We start from the raw sequence: 24116 nt of genomic DNA, 5'->3' as shown, positions 1-24116 counted from the left end.
TGTCGTTGTGAGAGGTTGCTGCCGTCAGAGCGCGATGTTGACGGCCTTGGTCTGGGTGAAGGCGTCGATGCCCGACGCGCCCAGTTCGCGTCCCCAGCCGGACTGCTTGTAGCCGCCGAACGGCATCGCGGTGTCGAAGCCGTTGTACTGGTTGACCCACACCGAACCCGCCTTCAGCCGGCGCGCGGTGCGGTGCGCCTTGGAGATGTCCCGGGTCCAGATTCCGGCGGCGAGTCCGTAGATGGAGTCGTTGGCGGCGGTGACGATGCCCTCGTCCGCATCGAACGGCATCGCCGCGACGACCGGTCCGAAGATCTCCTCGCGGACGACACTGAAATCGGGCTCGACGTCGACCAGGACGGTCGGCTCGACGAAGTAGCCCGTCTCGCCCCAGCGCTTGCCGCCGGTCAGCGCGCGGGCGCCGTCCGCGAGGCCGTCGCGCAGGTAGCCGGTGACGCGGTCGAACTGTTCCTGCGACACGAGCGGCCCCAGTTCGGTGGTGGGGTCGAGCCCGGGACCGATCTTGACCTTGCTCGCGGCGTCGGCGACGGCCTCGGTGAAACGCTCGAAGATGCTGTCCTCGACGTACAGGCGGGTGCCGGCGACGCAGCACTGACCGTGGTTGAACAGCCAGGCGTTGAGCGAACCCGCCACGGCCGCATCGAAGTCCGCATCGGCGAACACGATGTTGGGGCTCTTGCCGCCGAGCTCGAGGGAGACCTTCTTGAGGTTGCCCCTGGCGGCGTCGACGATCTTCTTGCCCACCTCCGTGGAACCGGTGAAGGCGATCTTGTCGACGTCGTCGTGCGCGGACAGCGCGGCGCCGGCATCACCGAAGCCGGGCACGATGTTGACGACGCCGGGCGGGAATCCGGCCTCCTCGAAGATCTCGGCCAGCATGAGCGCGGTGAGCGGGGTCTGCTCGGCGGGCTTGAGGATGACGGTATTGCCGGCGGCGAGTGCGGGCGCGAGCTTCCACGACGCCATCAGCAGCGGGAAGTTCCACGGAACGATCAGCCCGCACACCCCGACGGGCTCGCGCAACGTGTACGCGTGGAATTCGCCGCCGGGTACGAACGGCATCGACACGTTGACCGTGCTGCCCTCGATCTTGGTGGCCCAGCCTGCGTAGTAGCGGAATACGTCCGCTGCCCAGGCGACGTCGACGGCGGACGCGATCGCGACGGACTTGCCGTTGTCGAGCGCCTCGAGCTGACCGAACTCGGAGGCCCGTTCGGTGAGCAGATCCCCCACCCGCCAGATCAGCCGCTCCCGCTCGTTGGGCTTCATCGACGCCCACGGCCCCTCGTCGAACGCGCGACGCGCTGCCTGGACGGCGCGGTCGATGTCGGCCGCCTCGCCGTACGCGACATCGGCGAGGCGATCACCAGTCGCGGGATCGTGCGTCACGAACGTGCGGCCCGACGCCGCGTCGACGAACTCGCCGCCGATGTATAGCTGCTTGGTGCCGGAGAGAAACTCGCGAACTCGCGGTGAAACCGCCTGCTCGGCAACGACAGTCATGCTCGAACCTCCTGAATCTGGCGTGTGACGTGCAACACAGCCATCGTGCTTCGGGAGGGCGATCGTCAACTGTTCAAGCTTTGGACAGCGCGCGTGGGGCACACCGTCAGACGGTGATGTCCAGCGCGCGGATGCGGCTGTAGAGCGTGGTGCGGCTGATCCCGAGGCGGGCCGCAGCGTGCACCTTGTTACCGCCGCTCTCGTTCAGCGCTTCGACGATCGCGTCGCGTTCGGCCCGCTCCCGGCCGCCGAGTCGCGCCACCTTGCCCGACGCTCGGTAATCCTCGGGGAGGTCCAGGGCCCGGATCGGGGTGCCGTCCAGCTTGTCGGGAAGGCCCGCGAGCACGGCGCGAAGTTCGACGAGGTTGCCCGGCCACGTGTGCTCGGACAGCGCCGCCAGCGCGCTCGGCCCCACCCGGAGATCCGCGCGGCCGAGCTCGCCCGCGAGCGCCGCGACCAGGCGGTCGAGCTCCCGGATCCGCTGCCGCAGAGCTGGAATCGCGACCTGGGCACCGCACCGCGCGAGCAGATCCCGCACGGCCGGTTGCCCGCCGTCGACCGGGTCGCTCGTGAGCACGATCCGCGGGCCGCTCGGGTTCGCCACGAGGGACGCGACCAACGCCAGTACCGGTTCGGGCGCCAGGTGCACGTGCTCGATCAGAACGAACGCGGGGTCGCGCGCGACGACCGCGAGCAGGCTCGCCGACCACTCGTGTTCTCCCTGGCCGACGATCTGGGCCGCATCGACCACCTCGAGCACGTTGACGGCGCCGTCGACGAACTGCCGCGCCGCCCACGTCCGACCGCTGCCCGGCTCGCCGACGAGGGCGAGTGAACCGGTGCCGGAACGTAACTCGCGCAGCCGGCGCCGCAGTCGCGACGTCGCGTCCTGCGGGGTCGCGGTGCGCCGCACCGGCGTCCTTGTGTCGCCGATGTCGAGCAGGAACAGCGCTCCGCTGTCGGCGCCGGCGACCCGGTCGATCCGCAGTCCGGTACTCCCGCCCGCGGACAGCACGAAGTCCAGCGTCCGGGTCTCCCCCGCCGGGACATCCGCGGCGAGCGCACACAGCGCGGCATGGTCGCTCGGCCCGAGCATCTCGACGGCCGCCTTGTTGGTGAGCATGATGTCCTGCCCCATCGCCGCGACCGCGAGTCCGCGCTGCCGCGCCGCGCGCTGGAAGGCGTCCACCACGCGGCGGTCCGACTCGCGCGCCCCCTCGAGCAACCGGGCCTCGATGTCCCCAGCCGCACGGGCCAGGAACGGCGCGAACAGCGGGTTCGCGGTCTTCTCGGTCGCGGTGATGTCGAGGATGCCCTCGATCCGGCGGGTCACGGGGTGGACGATCGGGTGCCCGTAACAACTGAACTGGCGGAACGACTCGAGGAAGTGCTCGTGCCCGTGGACCACGAGGCCCTGGCGCACCTCGAGCGGCGTGCCGAGCGCGTTGGTGCCGTAGTTCTCCTCGCTGAGCACGACGCCGGGCAGCACCCCGACGCCCTCCATCGCGAACCGCATCGCATCGGAGTCGAACACGCGGGACACGACACGGCAGTCCCGGTCCACGAGCAGGATTCCGCATCCCGTCCCCGACAGTTGCACCCCGATCTCGTCGAGGACCGGGCGGGCCGCCCGCAGCAGTCGGCCCGCCGAGTCCGACGGGTCGAGCAGCGCCGGTTCGGGCACCCGGGCGGGGTCGATTCCGCTGAGCTTCGAACGCTTCCAGGATAATTCGATCTCCGGCCGTAAACCGTGCACCACTGCTACTTCCTCCGATCAGACGCGATCGATCAGTTCGAGCGACAGCTCCCGCATCTCCACCTTGCGGATCTTCCCGGTGACCGTCATCGGGAACTCGTCGACGAGGTGGACGTACCGCGGGATCTTGTAATGTGCCAGGCGTCCGGTACAGAACGCCCGGATCTTCTCCGCGTCGAGCGGTTCGGCACCGTCGCGCAGCCGGACCCACACCATCAGTTCCTCACCGTACTTCGGATCGGGCACCCCGATCACCTGCGCGTCGAGGATGTCGGGATGGGTGTAGAGGAACTCCTCGATCTCGCGCGGGTAGACGTTCTCGCCGCCGCGGATCACCATGTCCTTGATCCGGCCGGTGATCGCGACGTAGCCGTCCGCGTCCATCACCCCGATATCGCCGGTGTGCATCCAGCGTGCGGGATCGATTGCCTCGGCAGTCTTCTCCGGGTTCTGCCAGTAGCCCAGCATCACCGAGTATCCGCGGGTGCACAGCTCGCCGGGTTCTCCGCGCGGCACCGTCAACCCCGTCGCCGGGTCGACGATCTTGACCTCGAGATGCGGGCCGACCCGGCCGACGGTGGAGACCCGCTGGTCGATGCTGTCGTCGCGACGGGTCTGCAGCGACACCGGTGACGTCTCCGTCATGCCGTAGCAGATCGACACCTCCGCCATGCCCATCCGCTCGATGACCTGCTTCATCACCTCGACCGGGCACGGCGAACCCGCCATGATCCCGGTGCGCAGGCTCGACAGGTCGTAGGACTCGAAGTGCGGGTCGGCGAGTTCGGCGATGAACATCGTCGGCACGCCGTACAGCGACGTGCACCGCTCGGCCTGTACCGCCGCCAGTGTCACAGCCGGGTCGAACGCCGGTCCGGGGATCACCATCGCGGCACCGTGGCTGGTGCACGCGAGGTTTCCCATCACCATGCCGAAGCAGTGGTAGAAGGGCACCGGGATGCACACCCGGTCGCGCTCGGTGTAGCCGCACAGTTCACCGACGAAGTAGCCGTTGTTGAGGATGTTGTGGTGACTGAGCGTTGCACCCTTCGGGAATCCCGTTGTCCCGGACGTGTACTGGATATTGATGGGCTCGTCGGCGGACAGTGCCGCCTGTGCCCGGGCGAGCGTCTCTGGACTGCCGGCGTGTGCGACCCGCCCGTCGGCAACCAGAGTGTCCCAGTCCGGGCCGCCCAGCAACAGCACATGCTCCAGGCGGGCACACTCTGGCCGGACCTGATCGATCATCGCCGCGTAGTCGGAGGTCTTGAACGACGGCGCGGCGACCAACATCCGGATCCCCGCCTGGTTCAGCACGTACTGCAGCTCGTGGGAGCGGTACGCGGGGTTGATGTTGACGAGGATCGCGCCGATCTTCGCGGTCGCGTACTGCACCAACGTCCACTCGGCGCAGTTGGGAGCCCAGATGCCGACGCGGTCGCCCTTCACCACTCCGCGACCGAGCAGCCCCGACGCGACCGCGTCCACATCCGCCGCCAGCTCGCTGTAGGTCCATCGTCGTCCCGAACCACGATCGATCAACGCGTCACGGTCGCCGTGCGCCGCGACCGCGCGGTCGAAGTTGTCGCCGATGGTGTCGCCCAGCATGGGCGCGTCCCATACTCCCGAGGCGTAGCTCGGCAGGGATCCTGACAGCGAAGTTGTGGTCATCGCGTTTCCTCTCCGGGCGCCGCCCCGGCGCCCACTGGGGAATCCCGGCGGTGCGGGCTTCCCCAACGTACTCGCTCGACTGTGATGTAGGACATAGTCGACTGTCGGGGGTGCCGACAACTGTTCAGAGTTCGAACACCCCCGACGTCGACCCCGGTCGGGGACCGGGTCAGAGCGCGCGGTCCTTCGTCTCGACCAGCGCCTTGGTGCACACGAAGCTGACGATGCCGAGCACCGCGAGCATGAGGCCGATCGCGAAGCTGCCGAAGGCAGAGGCGAGCGGCGCCGCGATCAGCGGCGGGACGGCGCCACCGAGCACGCCGGCCAGGTTGTAGCCGAGTCCGGCGCCGGTGTAGCGGTAGCGGGTGTGGAACATCTCCGGTAGGAGCGCACCACACGGTCCGTAGGCCATCCCGAAGATCGCGAGCGTGACGCACATCCCGATCACGAAGGCCACCGGGGACCCCGAGTCGAGGAGCGGGAACAGGACCAGCGCCCACCCGACCGCGAGGACGCAGGACAGCATGATGACCCGGCGGCGGCCGATCCGGTCCGAGTACAGCGCCGAGACGACGATCGCCGCTCCGAACACGACGGCGGCGACGATGCCGACCACGAGCACGAACGGGCGGCTGAAGCCGAGGGTCTTGGTTCCGTAGCTGGTGAGGAACGCGGTGCCCATGTAGAAGAACGCGAACAGGGTCGCGAGCGCGCCCGCCGAGAGCAGGATCTCCTTGGTCTGGTATCGCCACGCGTCGAGGAACGGAAGCGTCCGGGGACCGGCGTCGGCCGCGTCGATCTTCTGGTTGGCCCGGAACACCGGGGTCTCCTCGATGGCCAGGCGCATGTACAGCCCGATGCCGACGAGCACGATGGAGAACACGAACGGCACCCGCCAGCCCCACGTGAGGAAGGCCTCGTTCGCATCACCGAGCACGGCGCCGGTGATGAGGAACGTGCTGCTCGACAGCACGAAAGCGATCGCCGGGCCCAACTGGGGGAACATCGCGTACAAGCCGCGCTTGTCCGGCGGCGCGTACTCGGCGGTGAGCAGAGTTGCGCCCGCCCACTCCCCGCCGACCGCGAAGCCCTGGCCGAATCGGAGCACCACGAGGATGATCGGCGCGGCGACACCGATCGTCTCGGCGCCCGGCAGCAGGCCGATGAGGAGCGTCGAGATGCCCATCAGCAACAGGGTCGAGACGAGGGTCTTCTTGCGGCCGATCCGGTCACCGTAGTGCCCGAACAACATTGCGCCCACGGGCCGGGCGATGAACGCCACCGCGAAGGTCGCGAACGACGCGACCGTGCCGGCGGTGGAACCGAGCGCTGGGAAGAACACCGTCGGAAAGACCAGTGCGGCAGCGGTTCCGTAGATGAAGAAGTCGTAGAACTCGATCGTCGTTCCGATGCAACTCGCGATCGCCACCCTGCCCACGCCGGTGCGCGGAGGTGTGGCGTTCGCCGAGCCGACCGATGGCGACACAGTCGTCATGGATCCCTCTTCTCGAGCCGTGCGCGACGCCCCGATTGGCGTCAGCGACTGCGAGGAAAGGTAGTGATCCGGGTCACTGGCCAACTACCCCCGAAAAGGGGGTGGAGTGACGCCTGTCACTCAGCCGCCGTCGGCACGGGTGGTCTCCGGGCGATCACCACCGCGAGGATGCCGCCCCAGAGCGCCGCGAACCACAGCGCCTCCAGCCCGACCAACCGGTGCGCGGTGGCCCCCAGGAAGGCGCCGACGACCATCGCCGCCCACAGCAGGAAATGCCGCACCCACCCCCACCGATCCCCGCCGGAGAACGCGGTGACCAGGCGCTGCCCCATCTTCACGAGACTGCCGGTCATGTAGGTGAGACTGATACTCACCTCGCCCTCCCGCTCGAACGTAGTGTTCTCCGCGCCCATCGCGGTGATCATCAGCGAGATCGCGACAGGCGTCCACCCGGCCAGGTGCGCGGTGGCGGCGAGGATCAGCAACATGGTCACGAGCGTCAGGACGGCCGACCTGTGGCGGATACCGAATCGGCGGCCGGTGACCGATCCGATCATCACACCGACGACGAACAGCGCGACGATCCCGGCGCCGGTCAGCGCGGTGGTCACCAGACCGTCGGCCGCGGAGACCGAGAGCTTGGTGGAATTGCCGCTCATGAAGGAAACGAAGAATCCGCCGAGCATGATGAAACCCATCGCGTCCACGAATCCGGCCAGACCGGAAAGGAATACCGCGACGACGAGCACGCCCCGTGGGTAGTGGACGACCACCCCTCCGACGATAAACCCACCCGGGCGGCACCCGGGTGGGTTCGGTCGTCAGTGCGTCGGTACGTCGGTCCGTCAGGCGGTGACCGTGTCTTCGTCCAGGCCGCACGCGCCACGCAGTTCCCGCGCGACCTCGCCCCACACCGTGGCGTAGGAGGCGATCCCGGGAGCGGCGATCCATTCGGCGTCTCCGGCCTGCGCCTTCTGCAACGCCTCGGCGAACAGATCCTGGTAGCGCGACAGACGCGGCACGAACGCGGACACGTCGTCGAACACGTCCTGCGCCTTCTTGTCGAGGGCAGCGAGCGAATCGAGGTCGGCGCCGGAGACGAGTTCGCGCAGCGGGCCGTCGAGCTCGAGGAAACGCTCGTGGATCTCGGCGATCGAGTCCTCGTCGATGGACACCCGCTCGGCGTCCAGCTGGTCGCCGAGCTCGGCCAGACCGGCATCGGTCAGCGTGAACGCGCCGTCACCGGTCTCCTCCGCCTTACCCTGTGCGAGCAGCGCGTCACGCGCTGCCGCCGCCGACGCGACGGCGACGCCGAGCTGCGCGGCCAGGACGTCGGCCGTCACCTGCCCCTTCAACCGGATCGTCTGCAGCAGTGCCAGTTCGTCGACGTTGCCAGCGAAGGCCATCGTGTTCTCCTCGTGTGTGCGATAAGTCCAGGAGAAACCTACAACTCGAGGATGATGGGCGGGGACGCCAGCGGGTCCGAACGCGAGGTGTCCTTGAGCGCGACCCCCGAACGTCCCAGCCGGTGCGCGCCGTCGACCAGCACCGACACCACCCGCGCCGCGTCCCGGTACCCGAGGCCGTCGGGCGGATGGATGTTGGACACACAGTTCCGGTCGGAGTCGGCGCGACCCGGTCGGGGCCGGTGCGTGAGGTAGATCCCGAGGCTGTCGGCCACCGACAACCCGGGACGCTCGCCGATCACGACGACGAGGGTGCGCACGCCCAGCGCCTTCCCGATGTGGTCCCCGAGCGCGACGCGCGCGCCGGTCGCCACCACGGGCGGTGCGATGCGGTACCGGTCGGACAAGGCCTCGGCCAGTGCCCCCAGCAGTGGCACGCCGTGGTCGGTGAGGGCACGTGGGGACAACCCGTCGGCGAGGACGACGCCGATGTCCGCGTCAGTCCGGGCCACCGGCTCGAGCGTCTCCGGAACGCGGCCCAGGTCGGGGCGACGCAGGTACTCGCCGCGGTCGCGCACGCGACTGCGCACGACGGCCGGTGCGCCGAGCCCGACTCCGGCGACCCCCGCGGCGAAGGCGTCGACGTCGAGCGGTTCGTGCACCGCGTCCCGGGCGGCGGCGTGGGCGACCCGGAACTCGAGCACCCGCTCGGTGGGCAGCGAATCGCCGGCGCGGCCGAGGCCGATCCGAGCCTGGGTGCTGCGCCGCAATTCGTCCCAGAAGTCCGTCATCGGCCGGTCACCAGTTCGCGTAGCGGCGACGAGTCCACGTCGGCGGGCAGGATCCGGCCGTCCGCGTCCGCCATGCCCAGGCGTTGCAGCCACGCCTCGAACTCGGGCGCCGGTCGCAGTCCGAGCACGCGCCGGACGTACAGCGCGTCGTGGAACGACAGGCTCTGATATCCGAGCATGACGTCGTCGGCGCCGGGGACGGTGATGACGAAGGCCGTCCCGGCGGCGCCGAGCAGGGTGAGCAGGGTGTCCATGTCGTCCTGATCGGCCTCGGCATGGTTGGTGTAGCAGACATCGACACCCATCGGCAGACCCAGCAGCTTTCCGCAGAAGTGGTCCTCGAGTCCGGCCCGGACGATCTGCTTGCCGTCGTACAGGTACTCCGGCCCGATGAAGCCGACGACGGTGTTCACCAGCAACGGCTCGAGATCGCGCGCGACGGCGTACGCGCGGGCCTCGAGCGTCTGCTGGTCGACGGGACGCCCGCCGGTCCCGAGATGGGCGCCCGCGGACAGGGCCGAGCCCTGACCGGTCTCGAGATACATGACGTTGTTGCCGACGGTGCCGCGGCCCAGGGCCCGCCCCGCCTCGTTCGCCTCCCGCAGCAGCGAGATGTTCACGCCGAAACCGGAATTGGCGCCCTCGGTTCCCGCCACCGACTGGAAGACGAGATCAACCGGCGCACCGGAGTTCACGAGGTCGAGCGTGGTCGTGACGTGCGAGAGCACGCACGACTGCGCCGGGATGTCGAAGCGCCGACGGATGTCGTCGAGCAGGTGCAGCAGGTCGAACGTCGCGTGCGGCGAATCGGTGGCCGGGTTGATGCCGATCACCGCATCCCCACAGCCCAGCAACAATCCGTCGAGCATCCCGGCCGCGATTCCGCGCGGATCGTCGGTGGGATGGTTGGGCTGCAGTCGCGTCGCGAGAGTGCCCGGCCGCCCGATCGTGGTCCGGAAGCCGGACGTCACCGTGATCGCGCGTGCCACGGCGATCAGGTCCTGGTTCCGCATGATCTTGCTGACCGCGGCCACCATCTCCGGGGTCAGACCCCGCGAGACGGCGGCGAGGGTCGCGGCCGCGTCGGGTGTCGCGGTGGTCGCCAGCAACCAGTCCCGGAAGCCGCCGACCGTCAGGTGCGAGAGCGGGCCGAACGCGACCCGGTCGTGGGAGTCGACGATGAGGCGGGTCACCTCGTCGTCCTCGTACGGCACCACCAGGTCGTTCAGGAACGTCTCGAGCAGCAGGTCCGCGAGGAGCCACTGCGCGGCGGCACGCTCGGCATCGGATCCTGCTGCGCACCCGGCCAACTCGTCACCCGAACGTAGTGGGGTCGCCCTCGCCATGAGGTCGACCAGCCCGTCGAACGTGTGGGTGGTCCCGGAGATCTGCCGGCTGTATAGGGTCACCCGACCTCCTCCCCCGCCTTCGCGACGACGAGCGGCACCGGCGACGGACCGGGGCGGGCGCCCCGCTCCCAGTCGATTCCGAGGATCGGTGCCACCCCCGCGAGGGCGGTGAGTTCGTCGGCGCCGAACACCCGGCCGCGGCTGAGCAGTCGCACCCCCTCGGGTGCTTCGAGGCTGAATCCGGCGCCGCGGCCGGGCACGACGTCGAGCACCAACTGTGTGTGTTTCCACGCGTCGAACTGGGGGCCGGAGATCCACACCGGGACCGCGTCGTCGTCCTCGGGGTCGGACGCCGACGTCTCGCCGACACCGGCCCCCAGGTCGAGGACACCGAGCAGCACGTCGCGGTCGCCGACCACGAACTCCCCCAACGGGAAACACATCGGCGCCGATCCATCGCAGCAGCCGCCGGACTGGTGCAGCATCAGCGGTCCGTGGACGTCGGCGAGGTGTCGCAGCAAGGCGGCCGCGGCCGCTGTCACGACCGCCCGGGCAGGCGCGGGACTCACGCGAAGTCCAGGACGATGCGGCCGTCGACCATTCCGCGATCGAGTTCGTCGAAGATGTCGTTGATGTCTTCGAGCCGACGGGTGTGCACGGTGGGGTGGATCGACCCGCGAGCGTAGAAGTCGAGCGCCTCGGCCATGTCCTGGCGGGTACCGACGATCGACCCGCGCAGGGTGAGTCCTCCCAGGACGGTGCCGAAGATCGGGGTCGGGAAGTCCCCGGGAGGCAGTCCCATGAACGTGATGGTGCCACCGCGTCGGGCCATGCCGATCGCCTGCCTGAACGCGGCCGGATTGACCGCGGTCACCAGCACCGCGTCGGTTCCGCCGGTGGCCTGCCGAACCCGCTCGACCGGGTCCTCCTCGAACGCGTTGACGAGCACCTCGGCGCCGTAGCGGGCCGCGAGCGCGAGCTTGGAATCGGCGACGTCGACCGCGGCGACCCGCAGCCCCATCGCCGTCGCGTACTGCACCGCGACATGGCCGAGCCCGCCGATGCCGGAGATCGTCACCCACTGACCCGGTATGACGTCACTGACCTTGAGCCCCTTGTAGACGGTGACCCCGGCGCACAGGACCGGAGCGACCTCGATGGGATCGGCGCCCGCCGGAACCCGTGCCGCGAAGCGGGAGTCGACCAGCATGTACTCCGCGAACGAACCGTCCACGGTGTAGCCGCCGTTGATCTGCTTCTCGCACAGCGTCTCCCAGCCGGTGCGGCAGTACCGGCACTCGAGGCACGACGACCACAGCCACGCGTTGCCGACGAGATCACCGACCGCGAGTTCGGTCGCGCCCTCCCCCAGTTCCACCACCTCGCCGTAGCCCTCGTGTCCCGGGATGAACGGCGGCTCCGGTTTGACCGGCCAATCGCCCTTGGCCGCGTGCAGATCCGTGTGACAGACACCGCTCGAGCGGACCTTCACGAGCGCCTGGTCGCGGCCGGGCCGCGGTATCGGCACCTCCTCGATGGACAGGGGCTTTCCGAACTCGCGGACGACCGCGGCCTTCATCGTCTCGGTCATGAGAACCTCCGATGGTGTGGGGCGCGGCGCCCGCGCGGACAACACCTGCGGGCGACGCGCGCTGTGCTGTCGGATCGGAATCGGATCAGAAGAAGCCCTGCGCCCCGGGCGCGTAGCTGACGAGCAGGTTCTTGGTCTGCTGGTAGTGGTCGAGCATCATGTGGTGGTTCTCGCGGCCGATTCCGGACTGCTTGTAACCGCCGAACGCCGCGTGCGCCGGATACTGGTGGTAGGTGTTGGTCCACACCCGGCCGGCCTGGATGTCGCGTCCGGCCCGGTACGCGACGCCGCCGTCACGCGACCACACGCCGGCACCGAGACCGTAGAGGGTGTCGTTCGCGATCGCGATGGCGTCGTCGTAATCGGCGAACGACGTCACCGACACGACCGGGCCGAAGATCTCCTCCTGGAAGATCCGCATGCCGTTGTCGCCGGTGAAGATCGTCGGCTGCACGTAGTAGCCGTCCGCCAGGTCGCCGCCCAGTTCGGCCCGCTCACCGCCGGTGATCAGCCGGGCGCCCTCGTTCGTGCCGATCTCGATGTACGACAGGATCTTCTCGAGCTGATCGTTCGACGCCTGCGCGCCGATCATCGTCTCGGTGTCGAGAGGATCGCCCTGACGAACAGCCTTCGTGCGCACCGCGGCGAGCGCGAGGAAGTCGTCGAAGATGTCCTTCTGGATCAGTGCACGCGACGGGCACGTGCACACCTCGCCCTGGTTGAGCGCGAACATCGTGAAGCCCTCGAGCGCCTTGTCCTGGAAGTCGTCGTCGGCGGCGAGGACGTCGGAGAAGAAGACGTTGGGGCTCTTCCCGCCCAGTTCGAGTGTCACCGGGATCAGGTTCTGCGACGCGTACTGCATGATCAGCCGGCCGGTGGTGGTCTCGCCGGTGAACGCGATCTTCCTGATCCGCGGGCTCGACGCGAGCGGCTTCCCGGCCTCGGTGCCGAAACCGTTGACGATGTTGACGACACCCGCGGGGAGCAGGTCGCCGATGAGCGAGAACAGGTACAGGATCGAAGCCGGCGTCTGCTCGGCGGGCTTGAGGACGACGGCGTTCCCGGCAGCCAGGGCGGGGGCTAGCTTCCACGTCGCCATCAGGATCGGGAAGTTCCACGGAATGATCTGCCCGACCACGCCGAGCGGCTCGTGGAAGTGGTACGCGACGGTGTCGGAGTCGATCTCCGAGAGCGAGCCCTCCTGCGCGCGGATCGCGCCCGCGAAGTAGCGGAAGTGGTCGATCGCGAGCGGAATGTCGGCATTGAGGGTCTCGCGGATCGGCTTGCCGTTGTCCCACGACTCCGCGAGCGCGATCTTCTCGAGGTTCTGCTCCATCCGGTCGGCGATCTTGTTCAGGACCACTGCCCGCTCGGCCACCGACGTCTTACCCCAGGCGGGCGCGGCGGCGTGGGCGGCATCGAGCGCGAGGTCGATGTCCTCGGCCGTCGACCTCGCGACCTCACAGAACGACCTTCCGGTGACCGGGGTCGGATTCTCGAAGTACTGCCCCTTCGCCGGCGCCACCCACTCGCCACCGATCCAGTTGCCGTACCGCGATTCGAAGGACATCAGGGCGTCGGGCGAACCCGGGCGGGCATATACGCTCATCGAAGACTCCTGTCTGTGCTGTCACCTCCCCACGCCGGGGTGTGATATAGGACACTAGACACGTCGATGTTGCAACTGTGTCGGATCGAAGGTCACAACTGCGCGGCGGGCGACCCGAACAGGCATCCGCGCCTGCCCCGCCGGCCCCCGGAATCGGGATGCCGGAAACCACGACCAATCCGGCAGTCCTCTGGCTAATGTGCGGATCGGGTGGAATACGTTTCACCGACCGAATCACGTGGTTCTGGAGGAATGCTGATGCAGTTCAATCTGGCGGATGTCTTCGAAACGGTCGCGGCGGCAGTACCCGACCGCATCGCGGTCACGTACGAGGGCGAGCACCTGACGTACGCCGAGTTGGACGGCGAGGCGAACAGGACGGCCCAGCTACTCGCACACGCCGGAATCGAGCCGGGTGAGCACGTGTCGTTGTTCCTGAAGAACAGCATCGAGCACGTCACATCGATCCTGGGCTTGATCAAGATCCGCGCCGTGCCGATCAACGTCAACTACCGGTACACGCCGGCCGAGCTCGAGTACATCTTCACAAACTCGGACTCGGTCGCGGTGGTCGTCGAACTCCCCGAACATCAACGCGCGCTCGCCGAACTCCTCGGCGGCTGCCCGCAGGTGCGGACCGTGATCGTCGTCGGTGAGACCACCGACGAACTGCGCTCGGCGGCTGAGGCACGCTCGATCACCGTGGTGCCGTTCAGCGGTACGCGCGAGCTGCCGCCGACCGCGGAGTTCGGCCCGCGGAGCGGCGACGATCAGTACGTCCTCTACACGGGAGGCACCACCGGATACCCCAAGGGCGTCATGTGGCGACACGACGACTTCTTCCGCAAGCCACTGTCCGGCGGCAACCCCTACGGCGAAGAGAACCGGAAGGACCTTGCCGAGATCGCCTCTGCGGCAAAGGAGTTTCCCAGCCTCTCCTACCTGATCGCGGCACCCCTCATGCACGGCGCCGCACTGTACTCGCTGTTCACGTTCCTCACCCTCGGCGCACGGGTGGTACTCATGCGGGACTTCATCCCCCGCAAGGTGGTCGAGGCGGTCGAGAAGGAATCACTCCAGGTGATCCTCATCGTCGGCGACGGGATGGGCCTGCCCCTGGTCGACGAGATGGAACGCCGCAAGGGCGAGGTCGACTTGAGTTCGCTGTACTCGATCACGTCAGGCGGAGCGATCTGGTCCGTCAGCGTGCGGGAGCGGATGCTCGCGGTCAAACCCGAACTGCTCCTACGGGACAACTTCGGGGCCTCCGAATCCGGAAACGACGGCGCGTTCACCGTCGACGAGAACGGCAACCTGCGCATGCCGCCGTCCCCCAACATGATCCTCGTCGACGAGCGACTCGAACAGATCCCGGCCGGGTCCGACCAGGTGGGGTACATCGCCCGCATCGGCAACGTCCCACTCGGCTACTACAACGACGAAGAGAAGACCGCACGCACCTTCCCGACCCGCGCCGACGGCACCCGCATCTCGGTGCTGGGCGACATGGGCACGATCGAGGCGGACGGCACCATCGTCTTCCTCGGACGCGGGTCGCAGTGCATCAACACGGGCGGCGAGAAGGTCTTCGCGGAGGAGGTCGAGGCCGCACTCCACGCACACCCCTCGGTCGCCGACGCCCTCGTCGTACCGGTGCCCGACGAGCGAATGGGCCAACGGGTCGCGGCCGTGATCGCGGTGTACCCCGACGCCGCGGAGCTGACGCTCGACGACGTCCAGGAGCACTGCCGCAAGACGCTCGCCGGATACAAGGTCCCGCGCGCCATGGTGTCCGTCGACGAGGTCAAGCGGACCCCTGCGGGGAAGGCCGACTACCGGTGGGCCACCGCGATCGCGTCGTCGGAATCGATAGGGGCACAGGGCTAGTAGCCCGCACCGAACCGTCGGTCGAGCATACGCAGGAGGGCCTCCACCTGCGTATGCTGCGGCGAGCCGTGATCGAGTGTGGACAGGTAGGCCACCCACGCGTCGCGGTCGTGACGACCGTGGATCGAACTGGTCCACGAGGCGAGCAGACGCGCATCACCACCACGCAGGACCGTCGCCTGCACGCGCATGCGCAGTTCCTCGCGGACGTCCTCGATGCCGGGCGCATCCGAGCCCGTCAACACCGGGCCGTCGTACAGGCGCAGCGCCGACTCGAGATCGCCACGATCGAGCATCGACCGCACGTCGCCGACGTCGGACTCGAGCGGCGCGAGCAGGCGGTACGGTCGCGAACCCAGGCGGTTGGCACCGAAAACCTTACGTAGACGCGACATCTCGACCCGCACGGTGACCGCATCGAGTTCGGTCTCGTCGAGCAGCACCGCGAGATGATCCGCAGCGAGACCCTCGGGGTGTTCCGCGAGCAACAGCAGGATCTCCGCGTGCCGGCGCGACAGATCGTGCCGCTCACCGTCGAGGACCAAGGCCGGGCGCCCCGACCCGAGCACCTCGAGGCGGGGCACCGACGTCGACGGCGGTCGCGGGGCCGCCARGGCCTGCAACCGCATTTCCGCCTCTGCCGCCGCAACCGTGGCACGGACGAGGGCGAGCGCCTCCGGCACCGCCACCCGGGGTCCGCCGGTGATGTCGAGCGCCCCGATCACCCGCCCCGTCACCGGGTCGTGGATCGGGGCCGCCGAGCAACTCCACTCGTGGCACGCGCGGTTGAAGTGTTCGGCCGCGTAGATCTGGACGACGTGGTCGAGCGCGAGTGCGGTGCCGGGCGCGTTGGTACCCACGCGTTCCTCGCTCCAGTCGGCACCCTCGACGAAGTTGATGCTCAGCGCGCGGTCCTTCGCCCACGAGTCGCCGTCGACCCACAGCAACCGGCCACGGGCGTCGCTGAGCGCGACGAGCAGACCGGTGTCCGCGGTGTCCTCGACCAGCAACTGTCGCACCACCGGACGGATCGCGGACAGCGGATGCGCGGCCCGGTGCTGCGCGAGTGCGGCACCGTCGAGTGCCACCGCGTCGTCGACGACGTCCGGACTCACTCCGCTCCCACGGCTACGCAGCCACGACTCGCGGACGACCGACCGGACGGCATCGGTTTCGGTTTCGGTTTCGGCGTCGACCGATTCAACAAACAGTTGATGCGCCGAGGACGTCCGTTCCGCGAGCACCGCGAAATCGTCGCCGGGGCGCAACGCAATCCACGGATTGCGTGGGCCGAACTCCTGACCTGTCATCGACTCCCTCCATCAACACCAGACGCTACTGTAACGCCACTCACATGAAGGTACGGGCGCGTTCGGCAACCATGACGGCGGTGGCGTGCGGCCCGCGGCTCGGCACCGACGGCAGGATCGACGTATCGACGACGTACAAACCGTCGATTCCGTGGACGCGACACCGCTCGTCCACCACCGACGACTCCTCGTCGACGCCCATCCGGCAGCTCCCCGACAGGTGCAGCGACGTGCCGAGATGGTCGGCCAGCCAGTCGTCGGACGTCTCGATCCGCTCGGGTTCGAGCAGCCTGCTCATCGGCCCGGAGTGCATGAGGTCGGCGGCGTGGGCCACCCCCGATCGCAGCGCCTCCCGGTCCCGCTCCGATTCGAGATACCGGTACGACACGGTCGGCGCATCGCCGGGGTCGGCCGACACGAGGCGGATCTCGCCACGGCTGCGCGGCTTCATCAGCACCACTCCCAGACAGGGCTTACCGATTCCCGATCCGGGAATCAGATCACCGAATGCCGCCGTGTAGGGCCGCATTTCGATGTCCTCGGTGTTGAGCGTCACCTGCAGGACCGGAGTCCGCGTGGTTCGGGAGACCGGGCGCCGGTACCGGTACGGCAGCACCACCTCGGGATGGTCACTGAACTCCGAACCGACCGCCGGTAGATTCGCGACCACCGGAATTCCCAGCGTCGTCAGATGTTCCGCGTCGCCGATCCCGGACAGCATCAACAGGTGCGGCGTCGCGACGGCGCCGGCGGTGAGCACCACCGTCGACGCCCGAATCGTCCCCACGCGCCCGTCGGTGGTGACCTCGAGTCCCACTACCCGTGTACCGGAGAACAACACCCGGGTGACGGTGGTGTCGGATCGGACGGTGAGGTTCGGCCGGTCCAGATTCGGCAGCAGGTAGGCCGACGCCGGGCCCACCCTGACGCCGTCGCGGATGTTCAGCGGCACCGGGCCGATGCCGTGCGACCCGGGCGCGTTCTTGTCGGGGTCGTCAGGATGTCCCGCGGCGTGCGCGACGTCGGCGAACGCCGCGCTCACCGGATGCCAGCGATCGGCGGGCTCGCGACGCACCGGAATGGGGCCCGTCGTGCCGTGCCACGGACCGTCGAAGTCGGCGTCGGACTCGATCGTCCTGAAGTACGGCAGCACGTGTTCGTACGACCACGACGCCGGCCAGTTCGCGAAGTCGTCCACCTGCGCCCGCACGAAGTACCCCCCGTTGACGGCGCCCGAACCGCCGAGCACGCGTCCACGCGCGATCCAGCCCGTGCGGCCTCTCGTCAACTCCACCGGGTACGGCCAGATCCAACGACTGTCGGGCCCCACCGGAAGCACACCCGCGTCGACGAGTTCGGGCGGGAACTCGGCGGGAATCCGATGGCCCGGACCGGATTCGACGAGCAGAATCCGACGGTCGGGGTCCTCACTGAGCCGTCCGGCAACCACGCTTCCGCACGAACCGCCGCCGATCACGACGACATCCGCCGACGCTGGAATCTCCCGGATCTCCGGGCTGCCCCGGTCCACCGTCAGCTGCCGATACGCGGCGTCAGCGCCCGCAGGTCACGGGCACGGGCGGCACCCTGCCACAGCCCAGCGCCGTACGCGACGTCGTCGAGACGTTTGAACGCGGTGTGCCGCACCGGCCCCAGCCCGCCGGGCTCGCGGTGCGTCGACCAGTCCACGACGCCCTCGGTGACGGCGACGACGAATGCCAGTCGCCGGATCCGCCGGGACAGCAGGACCGCGAGCAGCGTCACCGGCCAGTAGTGCCGGCACATCGCGGACGCGAGCTGCCACACGCCACCGACGAACCCACGGGCGGCGAGGATCGCGGCGATGCGTGTGGGCTGATCCAGCTCGCGGAACGTGCGGCGCAGACGCAGCATCGTCACCAGCAGGGTGGCGATGCTGCCGAGCAGCCCGATCCGGGTGCATGTCGCCGCCGCGAGGACCGCGAACAGCGTCCACTTCGACATCGAGACCGGCGGCACCATGCCCTCGTGCCGGGCCGCGAGCGGCGCCGCCCCGGTCCCGTAGAACAGCTTGCGGGTGAACCACTTCCCGAACGAGACCCGGTGGTCGTGGGCGACGTGCGCCACGGGCTCGTAGCGCAGGCGCCAACCGCCCTCCTGGAGCCGCCAGCACAGGTCGACGTCCTCGGCGACGTGCATCGACTCGTCGAAGCCGCCCACCTCGACGAGGACGTCCCGTCGCACCAGCATCGCGGCGCTCGGCACGTACGACACCGGGCTGCCGGAGCGGACCGCCGCCTCCTTCCGCCCGAGGTCCAGCGACGACCTCGCGTGCTCGTAGCGGGCCAGCATCGACCCCTCGGGTTCGAGAGCGACGATCCGCGGCGCGACGAGCGCGACCGCAGGATCGCTGAAGTGACCGAGCATCCGTTCGAGCCACCCCGTCTTCGGCAGCACGTCCGAATCCAGAAATGCCACGAAAGGCGTTTCGGCGGAGCGCAATCCGGTATTGCGGGCCGCGGCCGGACCGCGAGAGGTCTCGTGCCGCAGCAGCGTCACGTGCGCCGTGCACCCCGAGAGGTCCGGCAGCTCGAGCGGGGTGCGCGAGCCGTCGTCCACGACGACGACGTTGAGCCCCTTCAGCGCCGGAACGAGCCGGGCGATGCCGTCGACGTTGTCCCGCAGCGGCACCACGACGGTGACGTCGCTCGGCGACGGAGTGGCCATGGGACGCGGGTTCGCGACGCCGGAGTCGAGGAGACGCCGCGCGACCACCGCGGTCTGCGAGTCGACGACCTCGAGGTAGCCGTCCCCGATCATCGCGGCAGCGGCCGGCGCGAGCTTGAGCATTCGCATCGGTGAGCCGCCGATCAGGACCCTGCCTCCCGAGTAGGCGCGCACCTTGGGATCGATACGGATCCCGAACCCGTCGGGCAGGCGAGCATGCTGCATCAGACGATGGTAAGGCTCGATGCGGTAACGGGCAGAACTTGCTGCAAAAAACCCGGACGAATCGCCACACCCGTCACACGAGCCGCCCGTCGGGTCGCAGGGACCAGCCCTCGATTGCCTCGTCAGCCCGGCGAACGAGATCGGCGAACAGCCGCTCGCCCTCCTCGGCGGACGCTCCGGCGGGGTCCCCGAGGATGCCGTTGGGGGTCGCGGCGAGCATGCCACCGGACCGCAGCTGCGGCATCAACTCGACGATCGGTGCAGTGTTTCCCGACTCGGCTCGGTCCATCGCGACGTCGCGCGGTGAAAGGTGCAGCAGCAGGGATGTTTCGGTTCGTCCCGCGTGCGCGTCGGCGCCGGGTACCGCGCACGGCAGCCAGGCCACGTCGCGGCCCTCGTAGCGCAGCAGCTCGACGGCCTTCACCAGCGCAGGACCGTTACCGCCGTGCCCATTGACGAACACGACGCGCCGCGCCCACCGACACACCGAGCGGCCGTACTCCACGAGGAGGGTCTCGAGCGCGCCCGAGCCGATGGAGACGGTGCCGGGAAACCCCTCGTGCTCCCCGCTCGCGCCGTACTCGATCGCGGGCGCCGCGACGACGTCGGTGAGGGAACGAGCCACCGCCGACGCGATCCGGGTGTCGGTGTCCAGCGGCAGATGCGGGCCGTGCTGCTCGAACGAGCCGACCGGCACCGCGACGGTGAGAGCGTCCCGGGCGACGTCCGGCCACGGGGTGGAGGCGAGGTCCATCGGTCGATCGTAGGCGGCTCGTTTGCACGCGAACCCGATCCACCCACCGTTCTGTCTTGCGCCAAGAAGTTGGCAGGGTTCAGGCGGCGTGTGGACACGAGAGCTTCGGCTGCGCCTGCGACGGTGGTGGCGCGAACACCTCGGCGCAGAAGCGCAACTACCACTCCGCCGCCGCCTCGCCGCCATCCTGCACTGGCTCACCACCGACCATTCGCAACACCCTCCGGGAGCGATCGTCGAGTGCTCGGGACAGCGTGCAGGTCAGCACTTTTCGGCGGGCACTGCGGTTCCTACTCGAACCACGGGACCACGGCGTGCGTCACCGTGTCGTCGACACCGGCCGGAGAGACAACGAGCTCGAAGACCGGGTCGTCGTCGGACGCGAACTCGCGGAGCAGGATCCGATATCGTCCTGCGGGGACCGAGAGTCGGGAGTCGGGATCGTCGGGCTCCGGTCGTTCATCGTCGAACTGCGCGGCCATCGTGAGTTGCGTGTAGTCAGTCAGCCAGACGCCGTCGGCCGCGTCGATAACTCCTGCCGCTTCCCGCTCGGCCCGCTGCGACGACCCCTCCGCGACGATCCGCAGCTCTCCGCCCGCGGCATCGGGGCCCGCGTAGGCGACGAACAGTGCACCGCGGCTCATCTGTTCGGCGAACCGCGTCAGGAGCTCGTCCAACTCCCAGTCTGTACCGACGAATCCGTCGTAGGGGCTGCAGCGACGAGGCATATGAACCCGTCCTCGTCCACGGAGGTGATACGCGGGAAACCGGGCACACTCATGCGTTACATGGTAACCAGCGGGGCACCAATACAGGTTTGGCAACACACCTATGATTTCGTAAATGACTTGGGCACCTGCAGCATTGACGATGTATCCCGAGGACGATGGCAACCGGCCACCAGGCGGCTACGGCTCATCGGATACCTCCTTCGAGCGGATCGAGCCCCTCGCACACAGCCCGTCCAGGCTGACACCACGCCCACAGATCGCCACGCCTACCGCGAACTCCTCGACGACGCCGACGTCGCCTGGATGCCGTGGGTGGGGCCGCTCACCATCGACACCGCCCGCCGCATCGCCTGCGACTGCACTCTTACACCCGTCCTCATGGACGATGGCGCCCCACTCGACCTCGGCCGCACCACCCGCACACCACGAAGGCCGCCACCCAGGTTCACACCACCGAGTTCGATCGACCCCTACAAGAAGCCGATCCCGGCGCACAACAGAGCGGGCCCTCAGGCCGCCTGAACACGGGATCTACAGCGACACCGCCACCTGATACCCCTCGAGCACCGCGGCGTGCGAGCGCCGCGGTGTGACGGCGTCCCCGATGCGATGCACCTCGAACGGGGCGGAATTGCTGCGCGACAATGCTTTCCACAGACCGTCGTCGGGTTCCTGGTGGATCGCACACACCACCCAGTCGAATGCGTCCGTGCGCGAGTCTCCGGTCAGGTGGTACTCCATCGCCACCCGCAGCCGGCCCGATTCCTCGGCGACACCGACGACCCCGACGTCGGTCCACTGTTCGATGCCGGCGCGGTGCGCGCGCCGCTGCCACCCCTCCATGTCCAGGGTGACACCGAGGTCCTGCGCGACGATCATGCCGGGCGACGCGATCGTCACCGCGCACCCGCGCGCTGCCAAGGTCTCCGCCACCGACGGCCCCTGCTGGAAACCGAGTTCGTCCACCACGAGAACACGGCTGTGCGGATCGGCCCGCCCCTCGAGGACATCGCGGGCATGGACGACGCGTGTGCACTCTCCCGCCCACCACAGCCGGACCGGACGCGCGCCCGTCGCCACGACGACGACGTCCGGCGCCAGTTCGCCGAGCATGTCCATGCCGACGTCGACCCCCGTCTCGATCCGCACGCCGCGGCGCTCGCACTCCCCCGCCAGGTTCCGCACCAGATCGCCGAGTTCACCGCGGCCGGCCGCCGAGGCCGCCACCCGGATCTGCCCACCCAGCACGCCCGACCGCTCGTACAGCGTCACGCTGTGCCCACGCTCGGCCGCGGTCGCTGCGGCAGACAGCCCGGCCGGGCCACCGCCCACCACCACGACCCGGCGTCCGGGCACGCGCGGTCGCGGCAGCGGCACCGATTCCCTACCGGCACGCGGATTCTCGACGCATCCGAGCCACCGCCCCAGCCCCATGCGTCCGACGCATTCCTGATTGCACGACAGGCAGGTGCGGATCTCGTCGGCGGCACCCAGCCGCGCCTTCGCCACGAAGTCCGGGTCGGCGATCTGGCCGCGCACCACACCGATCAGATCGCAGCGCCCCTCGACCAGTGCCCGYTCGGCCTCCGCCGGTTCCTTCAGCCGCCCTACCCCGACCACCGGCAGCGAGACACCGCGCCGGATCGCGTCGGAGATGTGCAGCGCATAGCCGCGTGGTGTCGCCATGGACGGCTCCACCAGATGCAGAGTCTCGGTCGCCACGCCCATCGTGGTGTTGATGTAGTCGACGGCGCCCGTCGCCTCCACCAGTCGCGCCACGGTCACCGCCTCGTCCAGCACGATGCCACCGGAAACCTGCTCGTCGCCCGAGAGCCGCACGCCGAGAATGAGATCCGGCCCGATCGCCGCACGCACCGCCGCGATCACGTCGAGCAGGAACCGCACACGGTTCTCCACCACACCGCCGTAGTCATCGGTCCGCAGATTCGTCTGCCGAGCGAGGAATCCGCGGATCAGCGACGACTGCGACCCCTGCAGTTCGACACCGTCGAATCCACCATCGCGGCAGTGCCCGGCAACGGTGGCGTAGCCGGCGACCAGCTCGGCGATCTCGTCTGCTGCGAGAGCCTTGGGCACCTCCCGGAACAACGGGTCCGGCACCGGGCTCGGCGCCCACAGCGGGCGGCGGGAATACATGCCCGACCCCTGACCGCCGTTGTGATTGAGCTGCGCGAGGATCACCGTGCCGTGTCCGTGCACGGCATCGGTGATCCTGCGGTATCCCTCGACCACCTCGGGTCGGTACCCGTGAATCACCTTCTCGTACGGCCAGTCCGAGGGGTGGACGCACTGCTCCTCGGTGACGATCATCCCCGCTCCGCCGGCAGCCCGGGCCGCGTAGTACGCGGCGTGCTGCTCGGTGGGCAGGCCGGCGCACGCGTAGTTCGTCAGGTGCGCGGTGAACACGACCCGATTGGCCAGCGTGCGCGAGCCCAGGCGGAGCGGGGAGAACAACATCGGATACTGCCCGGTCAGACCTTGGTGTTGCCCTGGTCCAGAGCCACCTGGCTGGCCGTGACGGTCTTGGAGCCGTCACCCGCGAGCCACAGCACCGCATCCGAGATGTCATCCGGGTCGGCGATCGGCTTCTCGGTGAGAATCGGCGCGAAGTTCGGCCCGTAGTGCGGGTACTGCTGTAGGATCACGAGGCTGCCCTGATCGGTACCCATGTGCGTGTTGACGCCGTACGGGTGGATCGAGTTGACGCGAATCCTGTACTCGCCCAGCTCCTTCGCAGCAGCCTGAGTCAGGCCGACGAGACCGAACTTCGACGCCGCATAGTGCGCCTGACCGGGAAGTGCCTTCATGCCGGCCACGGAGCTGACGACGATGATGGAGCCACCGTTTCCCGCCTCGATCATCGCCGGCACCGCCGCCTTGAGGGTCTTGAAGGAGCCGGTGAGGTTGATGTCGATCAGCGTCTCCCACTGCTCGTCCGACATCTCCCAGAAGCGGTTCCAGTTGCAGATGCCGGCGTTGGCGACGACGATGTCGAGCCGGCCGAACTGCTCCACACCCGCGTCGACGACGGCCTTCAGCGCCGCGCTGTCACGGACGTCGGCCTCGCGGGCGAAGATCTTGGCGCCCTCGGCCTCGACGAGGCGAACGGTCTCCGCGAGGTCCTCGGACGTCGCCGCGTCGTACGTGTTGTCGTCCGTGACGGACTTGCACACGTCCACCGCAATGATGGATGCGCCCTCACGCGCCAGTCGCACGGCGTGCGTGCGACCCTGGCCGCGCGCCGCACCCGTGATGAAAGCAACCTTGCCGTCGAACTGCCCCACAGTGTT

General features: G+C 68.8%; 19 protein-coding genes and 1 pseudogene. 2 read left to right on the top strand and 18 right to left on the bottom strand.

What is annotated here, in order from left to right; translation table 11 throughout:
* Positions 1-24: 24 nt before the first annotated feature.
* The 11 genes from AB4Z09_RS03960 to exaC all read right to left on the bottom strand — a co-directional run bounded on the left by AB4Z09_RS03960 (position 25) and on the right by exaC (position 13192).
* Complete coding sequence (locus AB4Z09_RS03960; protein WP_174912394.1) at positions 25-1524, bottom strand: aldehyde dehydrogenase family protein; 1500 nt, start codon at positions 1522-1524, stop codon at positions 25-27.
* Positions 1525-1630: 106 nt separating this feature from the next.
* Entirely contained in the window at positions 1631-3280 is a 1650-nt protein-coding gene (locus AB4Z09_RS03955; RefSeq protein WP_174914915.1) for a sigma-54-dependent Fis family transcriptional regulator, read from the bottom strand.
* Positions 3281-3298: 18 nt separating this feature from the next.
* Positions 3299-4951: an AMP-binding protein gene (locus AB4Z09_RS03950; RefSeq protein WP_442239200.1), complete on the bottom strand. Its 1653-nt coding sequence runs from the start codon at positions 4949-4951 to the stop codon at positions 3299-3301.
* A gap of 169 nt (positions 4952-5120) precedes the next feature.
* On the bottom strand, positions 5121-6446 hold the full coding sequence (locus AB4Z09_RS03945; protein WP_442239199.1) for an MFS transporter: 1326 nt from the start codon (positions 6444-6446) through the stop codon (positions 5121-5123).
* A 116-nt stretch (positions 6447-6562) separates the two neighbouring features.
* Positions 6563-7219: a YoaK family protein gene (locus AB4Z09_RS03940; protein ID WP_442239198.1), complete on the bottom strand. Its 657-nt coding sequence runs from the start codon at positions 7217-7219 to the stop codon at positions 6563-6565.
* A gap of 72 nt (positions 7220-7291) precedes the next feature.
* Positions 7292-7852, bottom strand: coding sequence for a hypothetical protein (locus AB4Z09_RS03935; RefSeq protein WP_442239197.1), 561 nt, complete (start codon positions 7850-7852; stop codon positions 7292-7294).
* 38 nt (positions 7853-7890) lie between these two features.
* Positions 7891-8643 carry an ethanolamine ammonia-lyase subunit EutC gene (gene eutC, locus AB4Z09_RS03930; RefSeq protein ID WP_442239196.1) on the bottom strand — a complete coding sequence of 251 codons (753 nt, stop codon included), beginning with the start codon at positions 8641-8643 and terminating at the stop codon, positions 7891-7893.
* Positions 8640-9989, bottom strand: a complete 1350-nt coding sequence (locus tag AB4Z09_RS03925) for an ethanolamine ammonia-lyase subunit EutB (RefSeq protein WP_442239216.1) — start codon at positions 9987-9989, stop codon at positions 8640-8642. Before AB4Z09_RS03925 ends, eutC begins: the two co-directional genes overlap by 4 nt.
* 59 nt (positions 9990-10048) lie before the next feature.
* Positions 10049-10561, bottom strand: a complete 513-nt coding sequence (locus tag AB4Z09_RS03920; protein WP_174912410.1) for a DUF779 domain-containing protein — start codon at positions 10559-10561, stop codon at positions 10049-10051.
* Complete coding sequence (adhP, locus tag AB4Z09_RS03915) at positions 10558-11583, bottom strand: alcohol dehydrogenase AdhP (RefSeq protein WP_114718817.1); 1026 nt, start codon at positions 11581-11583, stop codon at positions 10558-10560. Before adhP ends, AB4Z09_RS03920 begins: the two co-directional genes overlap by 4 nt.
* 85 nt (positions 11584-11668) lie before the next feature.
* The gene (gene exaC / locus AB4Z09_RS03910) at positions 11669-13192 is read right to left on the bottom strand and encodes an acetaldehyde dehydrogenase ExaC (protein ID WP_442239195.1); all 1524 of its coding nucleotides are present in this window, start codon (positions 13190-13192) and stop codon (positions 11669-11671) included.
* A gap of 258 nt (positions 13193-13450) precedes the next feature.
* On the opposite strand from exaC, the gene AB4Z09_RS03905 reads away from it, so the two are divergent.
* Positions 13451-15079, top strand: coding sequence for an AMP-binding protein (locus AB4Z09_RS03905; RefSeq protein WP_442239194.1), 1629 nt, complete (start codon positions 13451-13453; stop codon positions 15077-15079).
* Here the strand turns inward: AB4Z09_RS03905 and AB4Z09_RS03900 are convergent.
* The 5 genes from AB4Z09_RS03900 to AB4Z09_RS03880 all read right to left on the bottom strand — a co-directional run bounded on the left by AB4Z09_RS03900 (position 15076) and on the right by AB4Z09_RS03880 (position 20802).
* Positions 15076-16389 (bottom strand): GAF domain-containing protein, encoded by a 1314-nt coding sequence (locus tag AB4Z09_RS03900; protein WP_442239193.1) that lies wholly within the window; start codon positions 16387-16389, stop codon positions 15076-15078. The genes AB4Z09_RS03905 and AB4Z09_RS03900 overlap by 4 nt on opposite strands.
* A gap of 40 nt (positions 16390-16429) precedes the next feature.
* Positions 16430-17920 carry a mycofactocin dehydrogenase MftG gene (gene mftG, locus AB4Z09_RS03895; protein WP_442239192.1) on the bottom strand — a complete coding sequence of 497 codons (1491 nt, stop codon included), beginning with the start codon at positions 17918-17920 and terminating at the stop codon, positions 16430-16432.
* A 2-nt stretch (positions 17921-17922) separates the two neighbouring features.
* The gene (gene mftF / locus AB4Z09_RS03890) at positions 17923-19320 is read right to left on the bottom strand and encodes a mycofactocin biosynthesis glycosyltransferase MftF (RefSeq protein WP_174912421.1); all 1398 of its coding nucleotides are present in this window, start codon (positions 19318-19320) and stop codon (positions 17923-17925) included.
* 73 nt (positions 19321-19393) lie between these two features.
* Positions 19394-20074 carry a mycofactocin biosynthesis peptidyl-dipeptidase MftE gene (gene mftE, locus AB4Z09_RS03885; RefSeq protein WP_442239191.1) on the bottom strand — a complete coding sequence of 227 codons (681 nt, stop codon included), beginning with the start codon at positions 20072-20074 and terminating at the stop codon, positions 19394-19396.
* Between the two features lie 290 nt (positions 20075-20364).
* Positions 20365-20802 (bottom strand): hypothetical protein, encoded by a 438-nt coding sequence (locus tag AB4Z09_RS03880; protein WP_442239190.1) that lies wholly within the window; start codon positions 20800-20802, stop codon positions 20365-20367.
* A gap of 276 nt (positions 20803-21078) precedes the next feature.
* On the opposite strand from AB4Z09_RS03880, the pseudogene AB4Z09_RS03875 reads away from it, so the two are divergent.
* Positions 21079-21327 (top strand): annotated as a pseudogene (locus tag AB4Z09_RS03875) (hypothetical protein); the annotation flags it as partial.
* Positions 21328-21336: 9 nt separating this feature from the next.
* Here the strand turns inward: AB4Z09_RS03875 and AB4Z09_RS03870 are convergent.
* Positions 21337-23283, bottom strand: a complete 1947-nt coding sequence (locus AB4Z09_RS03870) for a mycofactocin system FadH/OYE family oxidoreductase 2 (RefSeq protein WP_442239189.1) — start codon at positions 23281-23283, stop codon at positions 21337-21339.
* Positions 23284-23297: 14 nt separating this feature from the next.
* Positions 23298-24110: a mycofactocin-coupled SDR family oxidoreductase gene (locus tag AB4Z09_RS03865; protein ID WP_114718809.1), complete on the bottom strand. Its 813-nt coding sequence runs from the start codon at positions 24108-24110 to the stop codon at positions 23298-23300.
* Between the last annotated feature and the right edge of the window lie 6 nt (positions 24111-24116).

This window comes from Rhodococcus sp. TAF43 (assembly GCF_052113525.1).
GTDB lineage: Bacteria > Actinomycetota > Actinomycetes > Mycobacteriales > Mycobacteriaceae > Prescottella.
The sequence above is the reverse complement of the archived record's forward strand: the minus strand, read 5'-3'. Positions and strand labels throughout refer to the sequence as shown.

What these genes read in the sequence shown, in the direction of transcription:
- AB4Z09_RS03925 (WP_442239216.1), bottom strand. Translation starts at nt 9,989, where the DNA reads ATGGCGAGGGCGACCCCACTACGTTCGGGTGACGAGTTGGCCGGGTGC.
- AB4Z09_RS03935 (WP_442239197.1), bottom strand. Translation starts at nt 7,852, where the DNA reads ATGGCCTTCGCTGGCAACGTCGACGAACTGGCACTGCTGCAGACGATC.
- AB4Z09_RS03960 (WP_174912394.1), bottom strand. Translation starts at nt 1,524, where the DNA reads ATGACTGTCGTTGCCGAGCAGGCGGTTTCACCGCGAGTTCGCGAGTTT.
- mftE (WP_442239191.1), bottom strand. Translation starts at nt 20,074, where the DNA reads ATGGACCTCGCCTCCACCCCGTGGCCGGACGTCGCCCGGGACGCTCTC.
- AB4Z09_RS03880 (WP_442239190.1), bottom strand. Translation starts at nt 20,802, where the DNA reads ATGCCTCGTCGCTGCAGCCCCTACGACGGATTCGTCGGTACAGACTGG.
- mftF (WP_174912421.1), bottom strand. Translation starts at nt 19,320, where the DNA reads ATGCAGCATGCTCGCCTGCCCGACGGGTTCGGGATCCGTATCGATCCC.
- AB4Z09_RS03945 (WP_442239199.1), bottom strand. Translation starts at nt 6,446, where the DNA reads ATGACGACTGTGTCGCCATCGGTCGGCTCGGCGAACGCCACACCTCCG.
- AB4Z09_RS03950 (WP_442239200.1), bottom strand. Translation starts at nt 4,951, where the DNA reads ATGACCACAACTTCGCTGTCAGGATCCCTGCCGAGCTACGCCTCGGGA.
- exaC (WP_442239195.1), bottom strand. Translation starts at nt 13,192, where the DNA reads ATGAGCGTATATGCCCGCCCGGGTTCGCCCGACGCCCTGATGTCCTTC.
- AB4Z09_RS03905 (WP_442239194.1), top strand. Translation starts at nt 13,451, where the DNA reads ATGCAGTTCAATCTGGCGGATGTCTTCGAAACGGTCGCGGCGGCAGTA.
- eutC (WP_442239196.1), bottom strand. Translation starts at nt 8,643, where the DNA reads ATGACGGACTTCTGGGACGAATTGCGGCGCAGCACCCAGGCTCGGATC.
- adhP (WP_114718817.1), bottom strand. Translation starts at nt 11,583, where the DNA reads ATGACCGAGACGATGAAGGCCGCGGTCGTCCGCGAGTTCGGAAAGCCC.